Genomic DNA, 14,693 nt, shown 5'->3' on the forward strand with positions numbered 1-14,693 from the left:
TGTATGGTGTTGCCGATACGGCGTACGGGAACCGGAGGGGAACGGAATGACCACGGCAGGCACCGCACCGCCCGTCCAGAAGGCACCCATCGATCCGCACCTGCGCAATCTCGCGGTCGTCGTGGTGCTCGGCGCGATCATGACGGTCCTCGACAGCACGATCGTCAACGTCGCGATCACCGCGCTGGGCCGGGACTTCGGCACCTCGCTCTCGACCATCCAGTGGGTCGTGACCGGCTACACCCTCGCCCTCTCGATGGCGATCCCGCTGACCGCGTGGTCGGTGCGGCGGTTCGGGGCCCGGACGATGTGGCTCGTCTCGCTCGGCCTGTTCATCGGCGGATCGCTGCTGTGCGGGCTCGCCTGGTCGGTGCCCTCGCTGATCGCGTTCCGCGTCCTGCAAGGGTTCGGCGGCGGCATGCTGATGCCCGTCGGGCAGACGATGCTCGTCCGGGAGGCCGGGCCGGACCGGATGGGACGCGTGATGAGCATCGTCTCTGTGCCCGCGATGCTGGCCCCGGTCCTGGGCCCGCTGCTCGGCGGCGTGATCGTCGACAACCTGAGCTGGCGGTGGATGTTCTTCGTGAACGTCCCCTTCTGCGCGCTGGCGCTGCTCGCCGCCCTGCGGATGCTGCCGCGCGACGGTGACCGCAGCACGGACGCCCGGCTGGACGTCATCGGCATGCTGCTCCTGTCCCCCGGGCTTGCGGCCCTGGTGTACGCGCTTTCGGAGGCCGGCAACGGGAGGCATCTGACCAGCGGCCGCTTCCTCATCACCGCGATCGCCGGCGGGGTCCTCGTCGCGGCGTTCGCGGCGCACGCGTTCCGCAGGGGCGACGGTGCCCTCATCGACCTGCGCCGCCTCAGCACCCGGGCCTTCACCGCCTCGACCGGCGGGTTCTTCCTCTACAGCGCCGCGATGTTCGGCCTGATGATCCTCGTTCCGTTGTTCGCGGGGATCGTCCGCGGGGAGTCGGCCCTGGACGCGGGCTGGCTGCTGGCCCCGATGGGGCTCGGAGCGATGGCGACCATGTCGGTGTCGGGACGGATCGGTGACCGCTTCGGCGGACGGTGGCTCGTGGTCGGCGGCATCCTCTGCGTGCTCGCCGGAACCGTGGCCCTCACCACCCTCTCCCCCGACACCGGGCGCGCCACGATCATGGGCGCGATGCTGGTCGTCGGGCTCGGCCACGGCATGATCGCGCCGCCCCTGATGGCGATGGCCTACCAGGGCCTCCCCCGCGAAGCGGTGCCGGCCGCGACCACCGGCGCGAACATTTTGGTCCGCATCGGCAGCTCGTTCGGCACGGCGGTGACGGCGGTCGTCCTGCAGATCGGGATCCGCAACGAGATTCCCGGCGCATCCGGCAGCCTGGACGAGGCCGCCGCACACCGCACGACGGATACGCCGTCCCTTCTGGCGCACGCCTTCACCGACACCTTCTGGTGGACGGCCGTGTTCCTGGTGGCGGCCCTGGTCCCCGTCCTGGCCGTCCCACGCAAACCGAAACGGACCCCGCTCACCCCCGCCTGACCGGGCTCGGCCGGTCTCGTCGCATAGGAGAGAGACCGCTGGTTTCGGGGAGTGGTCGGTGGCGGCGGTGCGCCACTCGGGTCCGGGCTGATCCGGGTTCGGCTGGTCCAGCCCGGTCTTGGGCGGGCTCGGCTGGTTCGGCTCTGGGGCATACGGATCGAGATGATCCGAATCGGCGCGGCTTCGAGCCTGTAGCGGGCGGTTGGTTGGTAGCGGGCGGTTGGTTGGTAGCGGGCGGTTGGTTGGTGGCGGCGCGGGCTGGGGGTGCATGGGGTCCTTGGTTAGTCGTGGCGTAGGGCGTCTATGGGGCGGAGCTTGGCGGCGCGGTTGGCGGGGTAGCTGCCGAAGAACAGGCCGATCGCCAGGGAGACGGCCAGGGCCAGGCCGATCGACGAGGGCACCAGGACGGGCTTGACGCCGGCGATGGTGAAGAGGCTGCCGATGACGCCGGCGAGGACGCCGAGCAGGCCGCCGGTGAGGCTGAGGACGGTGGCCTCCGCGATGAACTGGCCGAGGATCGCGCCGCGCGGGGCCCCGATGGCCTTGCGGATGCCGATCTCGCGGGTCCGCTCGGTGACGGTGACCAGCATGATGTTGGTGATGCCGATGCCGCCGACCAGGAGGCTGATCGCCGCGACGGCGCCGAGGAGGACGGTGAAGGTCCGGCTCGACTCGCTGACCGCCGACTGGACGCTCGCCTGGCTGGAGACCGTGAAGTCGGCGGCGCCCGACGAGGTCACGTCGTGCCGCTGGCCGATGATCTGGGTGACCTCGGCCTCGGCGGCGCCGACCGCGTCGCTGTCGGTGGCCTGGACGATGATCTGGTCGAGCGCACCGTAGCCGGTGAGGGTCTCCTGGACGGCCGGGAGCGGCGCGACGGCGATGCTGTCCGGGTCGGAGAAGGTGGACGAGGAGGAGCCCGTCGCCTTGAGGACGCCCGCGACGGTGAAGCGGATCCCGCCCACGTCGATCTTCTTGCCGATCGGGTTCACGCGTCCGAACAGGTCGGACGCCGCCGTGCTGCCGAGCACGACCGTCTTGCGTGCGGCGGCGGCGTCCTCGGCGGTGAACGCCGTGCCGGACGCGAGGGTCTTGTTCGCCGCCGCGAAGTAGGACGGGGTCGTCCCGACGAACTGGCCGATGGTCGCGCTCGTGCCCGCGTACCCAGCGGTGACGGACTGGCTGGTCACGACGGGGGACGCGGTCCTGACCGACGGGGCCTGGCCGGCGGCGGTGAGGGCTTCGGCGTCCTCCGCGGTGAGGTCGCGGGCCTGGGTGCGCGGGCCCGAGGCCTGGTCGGCCGTCCCGAAGCCGCCCGGGCCGCCGCGGCCGGTGGTGGACGGCGTGACGGTGAGGGAGTCGGCGCCGAGGCGCTGGATGCTCTTCTTGATCTGTTCGGACGAGCCGTTGCCGACCGCGACGAGCAGGATGACGGCGCCGACGCCGATCAGGATGCCCAGCGTGGTGAGGGAGCTGCGCAGCTTGTTGGCCGACAGTCCGCGGACGGCGAAGCGCAGGATCTCCAGGACGCTCACCCGGCCTCCTTCGGTGCCGGGGACGCGGCGTGCGGCCGGGCGGTGGGGAGATCGCGAAGGTCGGTGGGGCTCACCGTGCGACCCTCCCTGCGGGCGTCCTCGACGACGCGGCCGTCCACGAGGCGGACGATCCGCTTGGCGTGCGCGGCGACGTCGTCCTCGTGGGTGATCACGACGATGGTGCGGCCGGTGCGGCTGAGCCGGTCGAAGACGCCGAGGACGTCGGCGGTGGAGGCGCTGTCGAGCGCGCCGGTCGGCTCGTCCGCGAGGAGCAGCGTCGGCGCGGTGACCAGGGCGCGGGCGACGGCGACGCGCTGCTGCTGGCCGCCCGACAGCTCGTTCGGCTCGTGCCGGGTGCGGTCGGCGAGACCCACCTCGCGCAGGGCGGCGAGGGCGCGCCGCCGCCGGTCGGCGCCCTTGAGCCCGCCGTAGGCGAGGGGCAGTTCCACGTTGGCCTGCGCGGTCATCCGCGGGATCAGGTTGAACGACTGGAAGACGAAGCCGATGCGGCGGTTGCGCAGGATCGCGAGGTGGCGCTCGCCGAGGCCGACGGCGTCGATGCCGTCGAGGAGGTAGCGGCCGGCGCTCGGCACGTCCAGGCAGCCGATGATGTTCGTCAGCGTCGACTTGCCCGAGCCCGACGCGCCCATGATCGCCACATAGTCGCCGCGTTCCACGGTCAGCGAGACGCCCCGCAGGGCGTGGACGGCCGTGTCGCCCGTCCCGTACACCTTGGTCACGCCGCGCACGTCGAGCACGGGCGGGACGCGGGCGGGCTCCGGCGCGGTCATCGACGGCCTCCGCCGCCCGGCGCTCCGCCGCCCGGGGCGCCGCCGAGCCCCGGTCCGCCGCCGCCGGGGAAGCCGCGCTGGTTGGTGTTCCCGCTGCCGGACGTCGAGGTCACGGCGACCTGGTCGCCCTCGTTCAGCCCCGAGCTGATCTCGGTTCCCTGGTCTCCCCTGACGCCGATCTCGACCGTGGTGGGGACCTGCCTGCCGTTGCGCACGACCGTGACCGTGCTCTGCCCGCCGGCCGTCCTGACCGCGGCGCTCGGCACGTAGAGGACGTTCTCCGCCCGCGCAACGGTGATCTCCACCGTGGCCGTCTGGCCCAGCCGGACCCCGGACGGGACGTCTCCCAGCGCGATCGTGGCCGGGAACCTCACGACGTTGTCGGTGGTCGCCGGCGCCGCGCCGATCGCGGTGATCTTGCCGGTGGCGGTCCTGCCGGTGAGCGCGTCGAACGTGACCGCGGCGGCCTGGCCCGTCTTCAGCCTGGTGGTGTCGGCCTCGGTGAACTCGCCCTCGACCTGGAGGTGCGCGGTGTCGGCGAGTTCGACGAAGCCCGAGCCCGACGACGTGGACGAGGTGGAGGACGAGGTCGGCGAGGAGGACCCGCCGCCCGACCCGGAACCCGAACCCGAACCCGAACCCGAGGAAGACGAGGACGAACCGCTCGAACCGCCGCCCACCGTTCCGTTGACGGCGGTCACCGTCCCGGCGAACGGGGCCTTCAGGACGGTCCCCTCGTACGCCCGCAACGCGGAGTTGTAGGAGTTCTTCGCCTGGACGTAGCCGGCGTACCCCTTCTCGGACGAGGTGTCGCCGCCGGCGGCGACGGCCAGGTTCGCCTTGGCGGCGTCGACGTTCTCGATCGCCTCGGTCTGGTCGAGGCGGGCCAGGACGTCGCCCGCCCGCACCTTCTGCCCCGCCTTGACGTAGATCTTCGCGACCGTCCCCGAGGCGCCGAAGGACAGCGAGCGGCTCCGGGCGCTCTCCACCGAGCCGGACGCCGACACCGACGAGACCACCGTTCCGCGGGTGACGCGGGACAGGCGGGTGGAGGCGGCGGCGCCGTCGCCTCCGTCGCCGAGGGCGAGGTACGCGGTTCCGGCCCCGGCTACGAGCAGCACGCCCAGCGCGCCGTTGACCAGGAGTGTCCGATTCATGCGGATGAGGCTCTTGAGGGCTCATGTGGCGTTCGTGAGTCACGGGTGAGAATTGGATGAAATAGGGTCCGGACCGGTGCGGTTGCCCAGGCATGGGCACACCGCGGAAGACCAGCCTCCGGACCGAGGAGAGCGGCAAGCGCGTCAGGGCTTACCTCGGCGGCCATCTGGTGGCCGACTCGACACGTCCGTCTCTCGTCTGGGAGATCCCCTACTACCCGACCTACTACTTCCCCGAGGCGGACGTGCGGGCCGAACTCGTCGAGGACGGTCCGGGCACCCGTTCGCCCAGCAGGGGCGAAGCGACCGCCTACACGGTGAAGGTGGACGGCGCGCAGGCTCCGGGCGCCGCGCTCCTCTATACCGGGCTGCCCGGCTTCGTCCGGCTCGACTGGGATGCGATGGACGCCTGGTTCGAGGAGGACGAGGAGGTCTTCGTCCACCCCCGCGACCCGTACACGCGCGTGGACGTGCTGGCGGCGTCGCGGCACGTCCGGGTCGAGGTGGACGGGGTGACGGTCGCGGAGTCGTCCAGCCCGCGGCTGCTGTTCGAGACGGGCCTGCCGGTGCGCTACTACCTACCGAAGCCGCATGTCCGTATGGACCTGCTCGAACACACCGACACCGCCACGCACTGCCCGTACAAGGGCACCGCGGAGTACTGGTCGGTGCGGGTGAACGGCACGCTGCACGAGGATCTGGCCTGGTCGTACCGGACGCCGCTGGACGAGAGCCGCAAGGTCGCCGGGCTGGTCTGCTTCTACAACGAGAAACTCGACATCTTCGTGGACGGGGTTCTGCAGGAGCGGCCGAAGACCAAGTTCTGAGTACGGCCTCTCGTCGGCCGAGGACGGCCGCTCATCGGCCGGGCACGAAGAATCGTGCCCGGCCGATGATTTCCCCACTGCTTTTTGTCAGCGGACATCACATCACCGGATGGAACATCATGCGATGGTGTGATGCCTGTCGCTTTGATGGCCGAGGACTTGAATCCTCCGCGATTCCTACGCGACCGTAGGTTACGCGAGCGTAAGTTAGCGCGCCCTCCGGGGAGGAACCTTGACCATCGCACAGCGCCGCCCACGCCGCTCCACCGCGGGGCGGCGGATCGCGTCGGCCGCCCGGCTTCTCACGACCCCGCTTCTGCCCGAGGACTACCTCGGCCTGGTCAACCCGCTGTGGTCCACGGCCGAGCCGCGCGGACGGATCGAGGCCGTCGAGCACGAGGCCCCGTCCACCGCGACCTTGGTGATCAGGCCGGGGCAGGCGTGGGACGGCCACCGCCCCGGCCAGTGGGTCAGGATCGGCGTGGACGTCGGCGGCGTCCGGCACTGGCGGACGTTCTCGCTGTCGTCGCCGCCGCGCCGGGACGGCCGCATCACGGTCACCGTCAAGGCCGCGCGCGACGGGTTCGTCTCGGCACACCTGGTCAACGAGGTCCGGCCCGGTGCGGTCGTTCGCCTGTCGCCGCCCGAGGGCGAGTTCACGCTGCCCTCGCCCGTCCCCCGCAAGCTGCTGTTCGTGACGGCCGGCAGCGGGATCACGCCGGTCATGGCGATGCTGCGGCATCTCGGCGGCGCGTCCGACGCCGTGCTCGTCCACTCGGACCGGACGGCCGGGGACGTCATCTTCGGCGACGAGCTCCGCAGGATGCCGGGAGTACGGCTGCACGAGCGGCACACAGTCCCCGACGGCCGCCTGAAGCCGTCCGAAATACCCGACATCTGCCCTGACTGGGCGGAGCGCGAGGCGTGGGCGTGCGGGCCGGGCGGCATGCTCGACGACCTCGCCGCGCACTGGCGGGCCGCCGGCATCGAGGAGAGGCTGCGCGTCGAGCGCTTCCGCACCGTCCTTTCCGGCGGCGGGGGCGAGGGCGGGCGCGTCACGTTCACCAGGAGCGGCGTCACGGCCGACGCGGACGGGAGCACTCCCCTCCTGGTGGCGGGCGAGGACGCCGGGGCGCTACTGCCGAGCGGATGCCGGATGGGCATCTGCCGCGGCTGCGTCGGGCGGCTGGCGTCCGGCAAGGTCCGCGACCTGCGCACCGGCGAGGTGCACGGCGACGAGGGCGAGATCATCCAGACCTGCGTCTCGGCGGCCGCCGGGCCCGTGGAGATCGAACTGTGAGAGGAGCGGCATGACCGACCATCTGACGGCCGAGGACTACGAGACGATCGCCGCCGAGCTGGACGCGCTGCGCGAGGAGATCATGTCCGGTCTCGGCGAGCACGACGCGTCCTACATCCGGCGGGTGATCCGCTGGCAGCGCGGACTGGAGATCGGCGGCCGGACGCTGCTGTTCGCCTCCGCGCTGCCGCCCGCCTGGATCGCCGGGACCGCGACGCTGGCCGTCGCGAAGATCCTGGAGAACATGGAGATCGGGCACAACGTCATGCACGGCCAGTGGGACTGGATGCGCGACCCGAAGATCCATTCCACGACCTGGGAGTGGGACAACGTCTCGCCGGCCGAGCAGTGGAAGCACTCGCACAACTTCGTCCACCACACGTTCACGAACGTGCTCGGCAAGGACAACGACGTCGGCTACGGCATCCTGCGCGTCGCCCCCGAACAGCCGTGGTCCCCGGCGCACCTCCCGCAGCCGCTCTACAACCTGCTGCTGGCGATGTTCTTCGAGTACGGGGTGGCGCTGCACGACCTGGAGATCGACAAGATCCGGCAGGGGACGGCCGACGAGGCGGTGACCAAGGAGAAGCTGCGCGCCATCGGCCGCAAGATCCGCCGCCAGTGGGGCAAGGACTACCTGGCGTTCCCGCTGCTCAGCGGGCCGCAGTTCCTGTCCACGCTGGCCGCGAACGCCACCGCGAACGTGGTCCGCAACGTGTGGGCGCACATGATCATCTTCTGCGGCCACTTCCCCGGCGACGTGGAGGTGTTCGAGGAGGAGCGGCTGGACGGCGAGACGAGGGGCGAGTGGTACGTCCGGCAGCTGTGCGGCTCGGCCAACATCACCGGCGGTGAGTTGTTCCATCTGATGACCGGCAACCTCAGCCATCAGATCGAGCACCACCTGTTTCCGGACATGCCGAGCAACCGGTACGGCGAGATCGCCCCGCGCGTCCGCGCCCTGTGCGACAAGTACGACATCCCGTACCACACGGGCTCGCTGTCGAAGCAGGTCACGGGCACCTGGAAGAAGATCGTCCGCTATGCGCTGCCCGGCGGGAGGCCGCCCGCGGCGGAGCCGGAGGCCGGCTGAGATCAGCCGAGGGCCTGGGCCACGGGGAGGTGGAGGCGGGACGGGTCGTTCGCGATGGGCGCGCCGTACTCCATGACCGTGGTGGTGAACGCGGGCTCCAGGCCGTGCCGCCGGGCCCAGTCGACCAATTCCGGATGCCGGTGGTCGATGTCCAGGCGGATCGGCCCCGCCGGAACGATCTCCTCGACGAGCGCGAGCGCGGTCTCGCCGTCCTCAGCGACGACGGGGCCGACGACGGCCCTGTCGTCGTTCCACCACACGCCCCCGAACCCCCTGAGGCCGGACTCGTCCCGGACGACATGGAACGTCTCGCAGAACGACGGCAGTCCGTCGACCAGCCGTGAACGGTCTGCGCCGAAGACCTCGGTGTCGAGCGCATGGACGGCGGGCATGTCCGCCGCCTCCACGGGGACGGAGGCGCCTCGCCTGGAAGGCCCCTTCCCCAGGCCCGTATACGTCGTGCAGAGCCCGACGGAGCGATATCCCAGTCGCTCGTACAGCGGGCGCCCATACTCGGTGGCCGTCAGGCAGAAGCTCTTCGTTTCGGTGTTGTCCATCACGTGCCGCATGATGCGGCCGCCCAGACCACGCCGTTCGTAGCGTTTCGCCACCAGCACCATGCTGATGGCGGCGATGTCCGCGCCGTACTGGGTCGACACCGCTGCCGCGGCGAGTTCACCCTCTCCGTCGTCGATGCCGTAGACGTCGCCGACCGAGAACAGGAACCGCCACTTGCGGTCTTCCCGCCCCCAGTCGCGGTCTTCGGCGAGCCGCTGGCAGGCGGCCAGGTCGTCGATCCCGAGCCGCCGTGCGGGCCTGTCCCCATCCATGGGACGGGACGCTAGATCGCCCACCGCGGGCCGCACAACCCAATTACGCGGCATTACCCCACAGGTCATCGCCCTCACGACCTCCCCGGCGAGATCGTCTAGGTGCGGATGACGACGACTTGAGGAGAACCATGTCGCAAGCGGCGACCCCAGTGGCGGGACGGCACCCGCGCGAGGCCGCGCCCTCGCCCACCGCGTCCATCGGCGCCCTGCTCGTCCTGCTCACCGGCGTCTTCATCACCACGCTCGACTTCTTCATCGTGAACGTGGCGATCCCCGACATCCAGCACGATCTACGCGCCGGTGCGACCGCGATCCAGTGGGTCGTCGCCGGGTTCGGGCTGGCGCTCGGCAGCGGGCTGATCACGGGCGGCCGCCTCGGCGACCTGGCCGGACGCCGCCGGATGTACGCGCTCGGCCTCGCGGTGTTCACGATCGCCTCGCTCGCCTGCGGGCTCGCCCCGTCCCCCGGCACGCTGATCGCCGCAAGGGTGGTGCAGGGGATCGCGGCCGCGCTCCTGATGCCACAGGTTCTCGGGATCATCAACGGCGTGTTCACCGGGGAGGCGCGCGCCAGAGCGTTCACGGCCTACGGCCTCGCACTCGGCTTGGGCGGCGTGTTCGGGCAGCTCATCGGGGGTGCGCTGATCCAGGCGGATCTGTTCGGCACCGGATGGCGCAGCATCTTCCTGATCAACGTCCCGGTCGGGGTCGTCACGCTGGCACTGGTCCGCCGGACCGTCCCGTCCCAGCCGCGCACCACCGGAACCCGGCTGGACGTCACGGGAACAGTCCTGGTCACCCTCGGCCTCATCGCGCTCGTCCTGCCCCTGATCGAGGGGCGCCGCCTGGGCTGGCCCGCCTGGACGTGGACGTCGCTCGCCGCGTCGGCCGTGCTGCTCGCCGCGTTCGCCCTCTCCCAGCTTCGCGGCAGCGCACCGCTCGTCGCGCCCGCTCTCTTCCGCGAGCCCGCGTTCCGTGTCGGCAGCGGCCTGGCGCTCGTCTACACCCTGGCGATGGCGTCCTTCTTCCTGTACCTCGCCCTGTACCTTCAGCAGGGACGCGGTCTCAGCGCCCTGGAGTCGGGCCTGCTCTTCGTCGCCCTGGGCGCGGGCTACTTCGCCGCGTCCACCCGCGCCACGGCCATCGCCGCCCGCCTGGGACGGCAGGTCCTCGCCCTGGGCGCCGCGGTGCAGGCGGCCGGGTGCGGCCTCCTGCTCACCGCGATCGGGCACGCCATCGGCTGGCTCGTCCCGGGCCTGGCCCTCGTCGGGGCGGGCATGGGGCTCGTCCTGGCGCCGCTGTCGGCGCTCGTCCTGTCCGGCGTGACCGACCGGCACGCCGCCTCGGCCGCAGGTGTCCTGTCCACCGCCCAGCAGGTCGGCAACGCCCTCGGCGTCGCGCTCGTCGGGATCGTCTTCTACGGAGCGCTGGGCGAGGTCGCGGACGCCTTCCGGGCGTCGCTCTTCCCGGTCATGGCCTTCTGCGGCGTCACCGCGGCCCTCGCCCAGTTCCTCCCCAGGCGTTAGTACACGCTGACGCCGAAGACGCTGAGCACCGGGGAGATCGGCTGGAAGAAGGACGACCCGCCGCTGGCGCAGTCCCCGATTCCGCCGATCCCCAGCCCGACCGCGGTGCCGCCCGAGAAGTACGGAGCCCCGGGACCGTCCCCGGGCTCCGTGCATACGGTCGTCCTCGCGAGCCCGGTGATCGTCCCCTCGGGGTAGTTCACGGTCACGTTGACGGCCGTCACGCTGCCGCAGCGCACGCCCGTGGTGGGCCCGCTGCGGCAGACGCGCTGGCCGACGACCGGCCGGCCCGCCGTCGTGATGTCCTGGGACCCCGGGTAGAGGTGGACGCTGCCGGGCCGCTCCACGGAAGGCTCCACGTACCGGACGAGCGCCACGGCGAGGTTCGTGACCGAGACGACCGTCCCGAGCTGGACGGTCAGCCCCGGATCGGCGTACAGCACCTTGCCGACCTGAGCGCAACCGCCCGCGGTGAGGAAGGAGTACGTGCCGTTCTGCCGCACGTTGAACCCCAGGGTGCAGCGCACTCCCCCGGCTCCGTAGACCGCCTGGCCCCCTTCCGCGCCCGGCGCCGCGACGGGACGGACGTCCCTCGGTGAAGCGGACGCTCCAGGGCTGACGGCGGCCAGGACGGCGACGATGCCCGCGACCAAGGTCGCGACGCGCAGTCTCACGGAATACCTCCTGCGGAGAAATGGCGGCTTGCCGGAATGGTGCGGAAACTTGAGGGCCCCCGGCAAGGGGAGGAAGGTGCCAAGGTTGCCCGCGACCGTATAGCAACATCACGACGGAGGCCGACGAGAGAGCCGGTCGGTGAGCCGGACGGGAGGTCGTGCCGGGCGGTCCCGGGTGCTCGTCCCCTGCGCGCTTTCGCGGCGCATGAGGAGCCGGCTGTTTCGGGATGGAGAGGGCGAGGAAATGCGTGCGCCGAAAACCGCCGCCCCGCCCGCGCAATGCGGTACCCGGCCACCGCCCCGACGCCCTGGAGGCCCGCGAACGAGAACCGGCCTCCGTCCAGGGACGGAGGCCGGCGGCTGTCGGTAGAGGTACAGAGGACGCGCCCGCCTGCGCGGCGGCTCACGTCCTCGTGCGATCACTGGCCCTTGGGGCCCCTCAGGTGGTTGTACAGGTCGAGCCCGCGAAGCCCCCGGAGATGGGCGTCGAGGACCTCGTCGGGGTTCACCTGCTGCTCCTGCGCCTCCACGAGGCAGAGCAGGTCGGCCCCGCGGAGACCCTTGTCGTTCGCCTCCAGCAGCTTGGCGATGCCGAGGCCGCTTTCGATCGCCCGCAGAGTGATGTCCGGGTGGATCTCCCGCTCGTGCAGGACGATGAGCTGGTCGGGCGTCGCGCCCTTGTTCAGCAGGTCGAGGTAGCCGGACCGGCCGATGCCCCAGGCGTAGGCCGAATCCGCGGCGACCTGCTTCTCGTGCGCCTCCATGATCTGCGCGGGGGCGGCGTTCGCCCTCAGCGCCCTGACGAACACCGAGAGCAGGATGCCGGCGTCCACGGCGGCGTGGATGCTCTCGTCCGAAGCGTCCGCCTCCAACGCCTCGACGTAGTGGCCCAGGTCCATGCCCTTGGCCTCGGCGGCACGAAGGTCATCGGTGGTGGCGCCCTTCCGCCGAGCCCGCGCGAGGAGCCCGTCGCGACGTTCCCAGCCTCCTGAGAAGCGCCTGTACACGTCTTCCATCGGAAGTCCTTCCGGAGTTTTGGTTTGTAGGTGCGACTCTGACCGTCCGCCGCTTCCGGACATCGTCAGATCCAGCGTCCCGGGGACCGGCGAAGAGGAGACGGAGCCCGGCCGGCGGCCCGGGCTCCCGCGCGCGAGGTCATCGCCGCCTTTCGGCCCCTGCCGCCGTGACCTGCTGGCCACAATCGGCTGCCCTGCAACGGCTGACGTGCCGTCGGCGCCAGGGAGATAATCCTGGCGTCTCCCTTGGAGGCCCCATGGACACTCGTCGCCACCGCGGCCCGGCGATCGGGATCTTCCTCGTGCTCGTGGTCACGGTCGCGACGCGACCGTCCGACCATCGAGGATCCTACGGCGATCCGACTCCGAGCTCGTACGTGTACATCTGCCAGAACCCCCACTGTGGCAAGCGGCGGCGGTTCAGGTCCAAGCCGAGAATGCCGGGCGGGCCGCGGTGCAAGGAGTGCAACGGCAAGATGAAGCGCAAGGATGACGACTCGTGACCGGAGAGACGAGGTCGTGGCCGCTCTGACTGACATCGCCAAATCCGGGGCCGACGCGCTGGGAGGCGCGCGATTCACTCTCGTCAACGTTCTGCCCGGGACGCTACTCGCAAGCTTCGTGGCCGTGCTGTATCGCTCACACGCCTTCGACTTCGACAGAAGAATCAACCTTCACGACGTCCTCCCCAGTAAGAACGACACCGCTGCGGTGACCATCGTCTTCGTCTTCGCGCTGTTCCTGATCGGCATCCTCCTGCGTCCATTCCAGGTCGCGCTGGTGCAGATGCTGGAGGGATACGTGAACCCGCGGCCCCTGCAGTACCTGTACGCGCTGGGAGTCGAGCGGCATCGACGGGCCAGGCACACGGCCTCGATCCAGCAGGACCACCTGGACGAGGAGGAGGCGGAGCCACCGCGGACCTTGCGAGCCGCCGCTGTGGGCGCACGGCGGGAGCAGCGGAGGCGACGGCTCAGCGCTCGCGCCGACAGGGTCCTCGACCGGTATCCCGAAGCTGATGACCTTCTGATGCCGACCCTCCTGGGTAACGTGCTCCGCCAGGGGGAGGAGGCTGCCGGGCGGCCTTACGGCCTCGACGCCATGGCCGCCTATCCGAGGATGTACCCGTCAGTCTCCGCGCTCCTACGCGCAGACATCGGTCGCCAACTCGATCTGATCGCCGCCACCGCGACGCTCTGCGTGGCTTTCGCCTCGGCCACAGCGGTCTCCCTGCCGCTGCTACTGCGGCCTGACCTGTGGCGGCTCGTACCCTTGGTGACCTTGATGTTGGCAGTGGTCTCCTACCGCGGAGCCGTCCGCGCGTCGGCCGAGCACGCCGTCCTGCTGGCCACCGCGTTCGACCTCCATCGCTTCGACATTCCGAAGGCCCTGCACCTGGCGCTTCCCGAGACCCCCGAGGGCGAATTGAGGCTGAACAGGAGCCTCACCGCCTTCCTCAAGGAGCGTCAGTCGCTCGCCGAATCCGGATTGGGGCAGGAATTCTTCGTCCACCCCGGCGACCCGCCGGCCGGCTGACGTCATTCGCGGGACGTCCGGCGAAGGACGACCGATCCGCCGATGCCGGAGATGTTCAGTACCACGCCGCCGCGCCCGCCGTGCCAATCTGGCCCGTCCGCATCGGAAGCCGGTGGAGGACTGTAGACATAGGGCGGATCGAGCTTCCCGTCCAGCCGGATCCGCCGGGCGGTCTCAAGCCTTCCGCGTACGACGGCCCAGCCTTCTGGGATGAGGATCTGAACGTAGCCGTACAGCAAGGCCAGATCGATCTCCATCTCCTGTTGGCGAGGCAACCGGGCCTCGCTCAGATCGATGACCACATCCCCGGCCAAGGCGCGAACGACCAGCTTCCGTGGTGCCTGGGCAAAGCGAGATACGCGTGGCATGACGATGGCCATGCAGCGCCTTACCCCTGTATCGATGTCCAGGTCGCGCCGCCCGCTGCTCATGGCCACCGCCACTCCTCCCACAACGAGCACTGCGGACGCGAACGGTCGCATCGTTTCCGAGGCGAACCAGTCCCGGGCCACGGCCAGCCACGTCAGGCCGGCCACGACCAGGAACGCAGGTCCCGCCACCGTCTGTTCTCGCGGCAAGACCGACTTCAGCAGAATTATCGCTCCGGCCGCCAACAGCAGGTAGGGGGCGGTCTGCGCAAAGACCTCGACCCCTCTCCGGAGCGCATCTGACCCCCCAGCGGCCAGAGCGGCCCCCGTCGCCACAGCGACCAAGCCCAGCAGAACACGCGTCCGGGTCACGCGCCGCTCCCGTCGGATCGAGGAGTCATCGGACCGTGATCTTAGGAAGACCGGATGCTCTGCGGTCCCGACTCCACGCATCACGCCAGGTTCGATGTTCAGGCCGACATCAGCCCGCACCCTCGGCCCTC

General features: G+C 70.6%; 14 protein-coding genes. 7 read left to right on the forward strand and 7 right to left on the reverse strand.

Annotated elements, in window-relative coordinates:
- The first annotated feature begins 46 nt into the window (after positions 1-46).
- Positions 47-1,534 (forward strand): MDR family MFS transporter, encoded by a 1,488-nt coding sequence (locus CHC11_RS04595; protein WP_089310349.1) that lies wholly within the window; start codon positions 47-49, stop codon positions 1,532-1,534.
- A 281-nt stretch (positions 1,535-1,815) separates the two neighbouring features.
- Here CHC11_RS04595 and CHC11_RS04600 read toward each other — a convergent pair whose 3' ends face one another.
- From CHC11_RS04600 to CHC11_RS04610, 3 genes are read right to left on the reverse strand one after another with little or no spacing between them, the layout of a single operon-like run.
- Entirely contained in the window at positions 1,816-3,069 is a 1,254-nt protein-coding gene (locus tag CHC11_RS04600; RefSeq protein ID WP_089310350.1) for an ABC transporter permease, read from the reverse strand.
- The gene (locus tag CHC11_RS04605) at positions 3,066-3,860 is read right to left on the reverse strand and encodes an ABC transporter ATP-binding protein (RefSeq protein WP_089310351.1); all 795 of its coding nucleotides are present in this window, start codon (positions 3,858-3,860) and stop codon (positions 3,066-3,068) included. The genes CHC11_RS04600 and CHC11_RS04605 overlap by 4 nt, the downstream gene beginning before the upstream one ends.
- Positions 3,857-5,017, reverse strand: coding sequence for an efflux RND transporter periplasmic adaptor subunit (locus CHC11_RS04610; protein ID WP_089310352.1), 1,161 nt, complete (start codon positions 5,015-5,017; stop codon positions 3,857-3,859). The genes CHC11_RS04605 and CHC11_RS04610 overlap by 4 nt, the downstream gene beginning before the upstream one ends.
- 92 nt (positions 5,018-5,109) lie before the next feature.
- Here CHC11_RS04610 and CHC11_RS04615 point away from each other — a divergent pair, with 92 nt between their 5' ends.
- From CHC11_RS04615 to CHC11_RS04625, 3 genes are all read left to right on the forward strand, one after another.
- On the forward strand, positions 5,110-5,844 hold the full coding sequence (locus CHC11_RS04615; RefSeq protein WP_089310353.1) for a DUF427 domain-containing protein: 735 nt from the start codon (positions 5,110-5,112) through the stop codon (positions 5,842-5,844).
- A gap of 232 nt (positions 5,845-6,076) precedes the next feature.
- Positions 6,077-7,144: a ferredoxin reductase gene (locus CHC11_RS04620; protein WP_245918750.1), complete on the forward strand. Its 1,068-nt coding sequence runs from the start codon at positions 6,077-6,079 to the stop codon at positions 7,142-7,144.
- A 10-nt stretch (positions 7,145-7,154) separates the two neighbouring features.
- On the forward strand, positions 7,155-8,237 hold the full coding sequence (locus CHC11_RS04625; protein WP_089310354.1) for a fatty acid desaturase family protein: 1,083 nt from the start codon (positions 7,155-7,157) through the stop codon (positions 8,235-8,237).
- Positions 8,238-8,239: 2 nt separating this feature from the next.
- Here CHC11_RS04625 and CHC11_RS04630 read toward each other — a convergent pair whose 3' ends face one another.
- Entirely contained in the window at positions 8,240-9,067 is an 828-nt protein-coding gene (locus tag CHC11_RS04630) for a GNAT family N-acetyltransferase (protein ID WP_179278685.1), read from the reverse strand.
- Positions 9,068-9,198: 131 nt separating this feature from the next.
- Here CHC11_RS04630 and CHC11_RS04635 point away from each other — a divergent pair, with 131 nt between their 5' ends.
- Positions 9,199-10,596 (forward strand): MFS transporter, encoded by a 1,398-nt coding sequence (locus CHC11_RS04635; protein WP_089310356.1) that lies wholly within the window; start codon positions 9,199-9,201, stop codon positions 10,594-10,596.
- Here CHC11_RS04635 and CHC11_RS04640 read toward each other — a convergent pair.
- Together CHC11_RS04640 and CHC11_RS04645 are read right to left on the reverse strand one after the other, a co-directional pair.
- The gene (locus CHC11_RS04640) at positions 10,593-11,270 is read right to left on the reverse strand and encodes a S1 family peptidase (RefSeq protein ID WP_089310357.1); all 678 of its coding nucleotides are present in this window, start codon (positions 11,268-11,270) and stop codon (positions 10,593-10,595) included. The genes CHC11_RS04635 and CHC11_RS04640 overlap by 4 nt on opposite strands.
- 419 nt (positions 11,271-11,689) lie before the next feature.
- Positions 11,690-12,286 (reverse strand): hypothetical protein, encoded by a 597-nt coding sequence (locus tag CHC11_RS04645; protein WP_089310358.1) that lies wholly within the window; start codon positions 12,284-12,286, stop codon positions 11,690-11,692.
- Positions 12,287-12,543: 257 nt separating this feature from the next.
- On the opposite strand from CHC11_RS04645, the gene CHC11_RS04650 reads away from it, so the two are divergent.
- Both CHC11_RS04650 and CHC11_RS04655 read left to right on the forward strand, forming a co-directional pair.
- The gene (locus CHC11_RS04650; RefSeq protein ID WP_089310359.1) at positions 12,544-12,789 is read left to right on the forward strand and encodes a hypothetical protein; all 246 of its coding nucleotides are present in this window, start codon (positions 12,544-12,546) and stop codon (positions 12,787-12,789) included.
- The gene (locus tag CHC11_RS04655) at positions 12,776-13,822 is read left to right on the forward strand and encodes a hypothetical protein (protein WP_089310360.1); all 1,047 of its coding nucleotides are present in this window, start codon (positions 12,776-12,778) and stop codon (positions 13,820-13,822) included. Before CHC11_RS04650 ends, CHC11_RS04655 begins: the two co-directional genes overlap by 14 nt.
- Before the next feature lie 2 nt (positions 13,823-13,824).
- Here CHC11_RS04655 and CHC11_RS04660 read toward each other — a convergent pair whose 3' ends face one another.
- Entirely contained in the window at positions 13,825-14,562 is a 738-nt protein-coding gene (locus tag CHC11_RS04660) for a LiaF transmembrane domain-containing protein (RefSeq protein WP_089310361.1), read from the reverse strand.
- Positions 14,563-14,693: the final 131 nt, after the last annotated feature.

The organism is Actinomadura mexicana, from assembly GCF_900188105.1.
GTDB lineage: Bacteria > Actinomycetota > Actinomycetes > Streptosporangiales > Streptosporangiaceae > Spirillospora > Spirillospora mexicana.

Coding starts and splice junctions, on each gene's coding strand:
- CHC11_RS04595 (WP_089310349.1), top strand. CDS start 47: ATGACCACGGCAGGCACCGCACCGCCCGTCCAGAAGGCACCCATCGAT.
- CHC11_RS04605 (WP_089310351.1), bottom strand. CDS start 3,860: ATGACCGCGCCGGAGCCCGCCCGCGTCCCGCCCGTGCTCGACGTGCGC.
- CHC11_RS04610 (WP_089310352.1), bottom strand. CDS start 5,017: ATGAATCGGACACTCCTGGTCAACGGCGCGCTGGGCGTGCTGCTCGTA.
- CHC11_RS04615 (WP_089310353.1), top strand. CDS start 5,110: ATGGGCACACCGCGGAAGACCAGCCTCCGGACCGAGGAGAGCGGCAAG.
- CHC11_RS04625 (WP_089310354.1), top strand. CDS start 7,155: ATGACCGACCATCTGACGGCCGAGGACTACGAGACGATCGCCGCCGAG.
- CHC11_RS04630 (WP_179278685.1), bottom strand. CDS start 9,067: ATGGATGGGGACAGGCCCGCACGGCGGCTCGGGATCGACGACCTGGCC.
- CHC11_RS04635 (WP_089310356.1), top strand. CDS start 9,199: ATGTCGCAAGCGGCGACCCCAGTGGCGGGACGGCACCCGCGCGAGGCC.
- CHC11_RS04645 (WP_089310358.1), bottom strand. CDS start 12,286: ATGGAAGACGTGTACAGGCGCTTCTCAGGAGGCTGGGAACGTCGCGAC.
- CHC11_RS04650 (WP_089310359.1), top strand. CDS start 12,544: ATGGACACTCGTCGCCACCGCGGCCCGGCGATCGGGATCTTCCTCGTG.
- CHC11_RS04655 (WP_089310360.1), top strand. CDS start 12,776: ATGACGACTCGTGACCGGAGAGACGAGGTCGTGGCCGCTCTGACTGAC.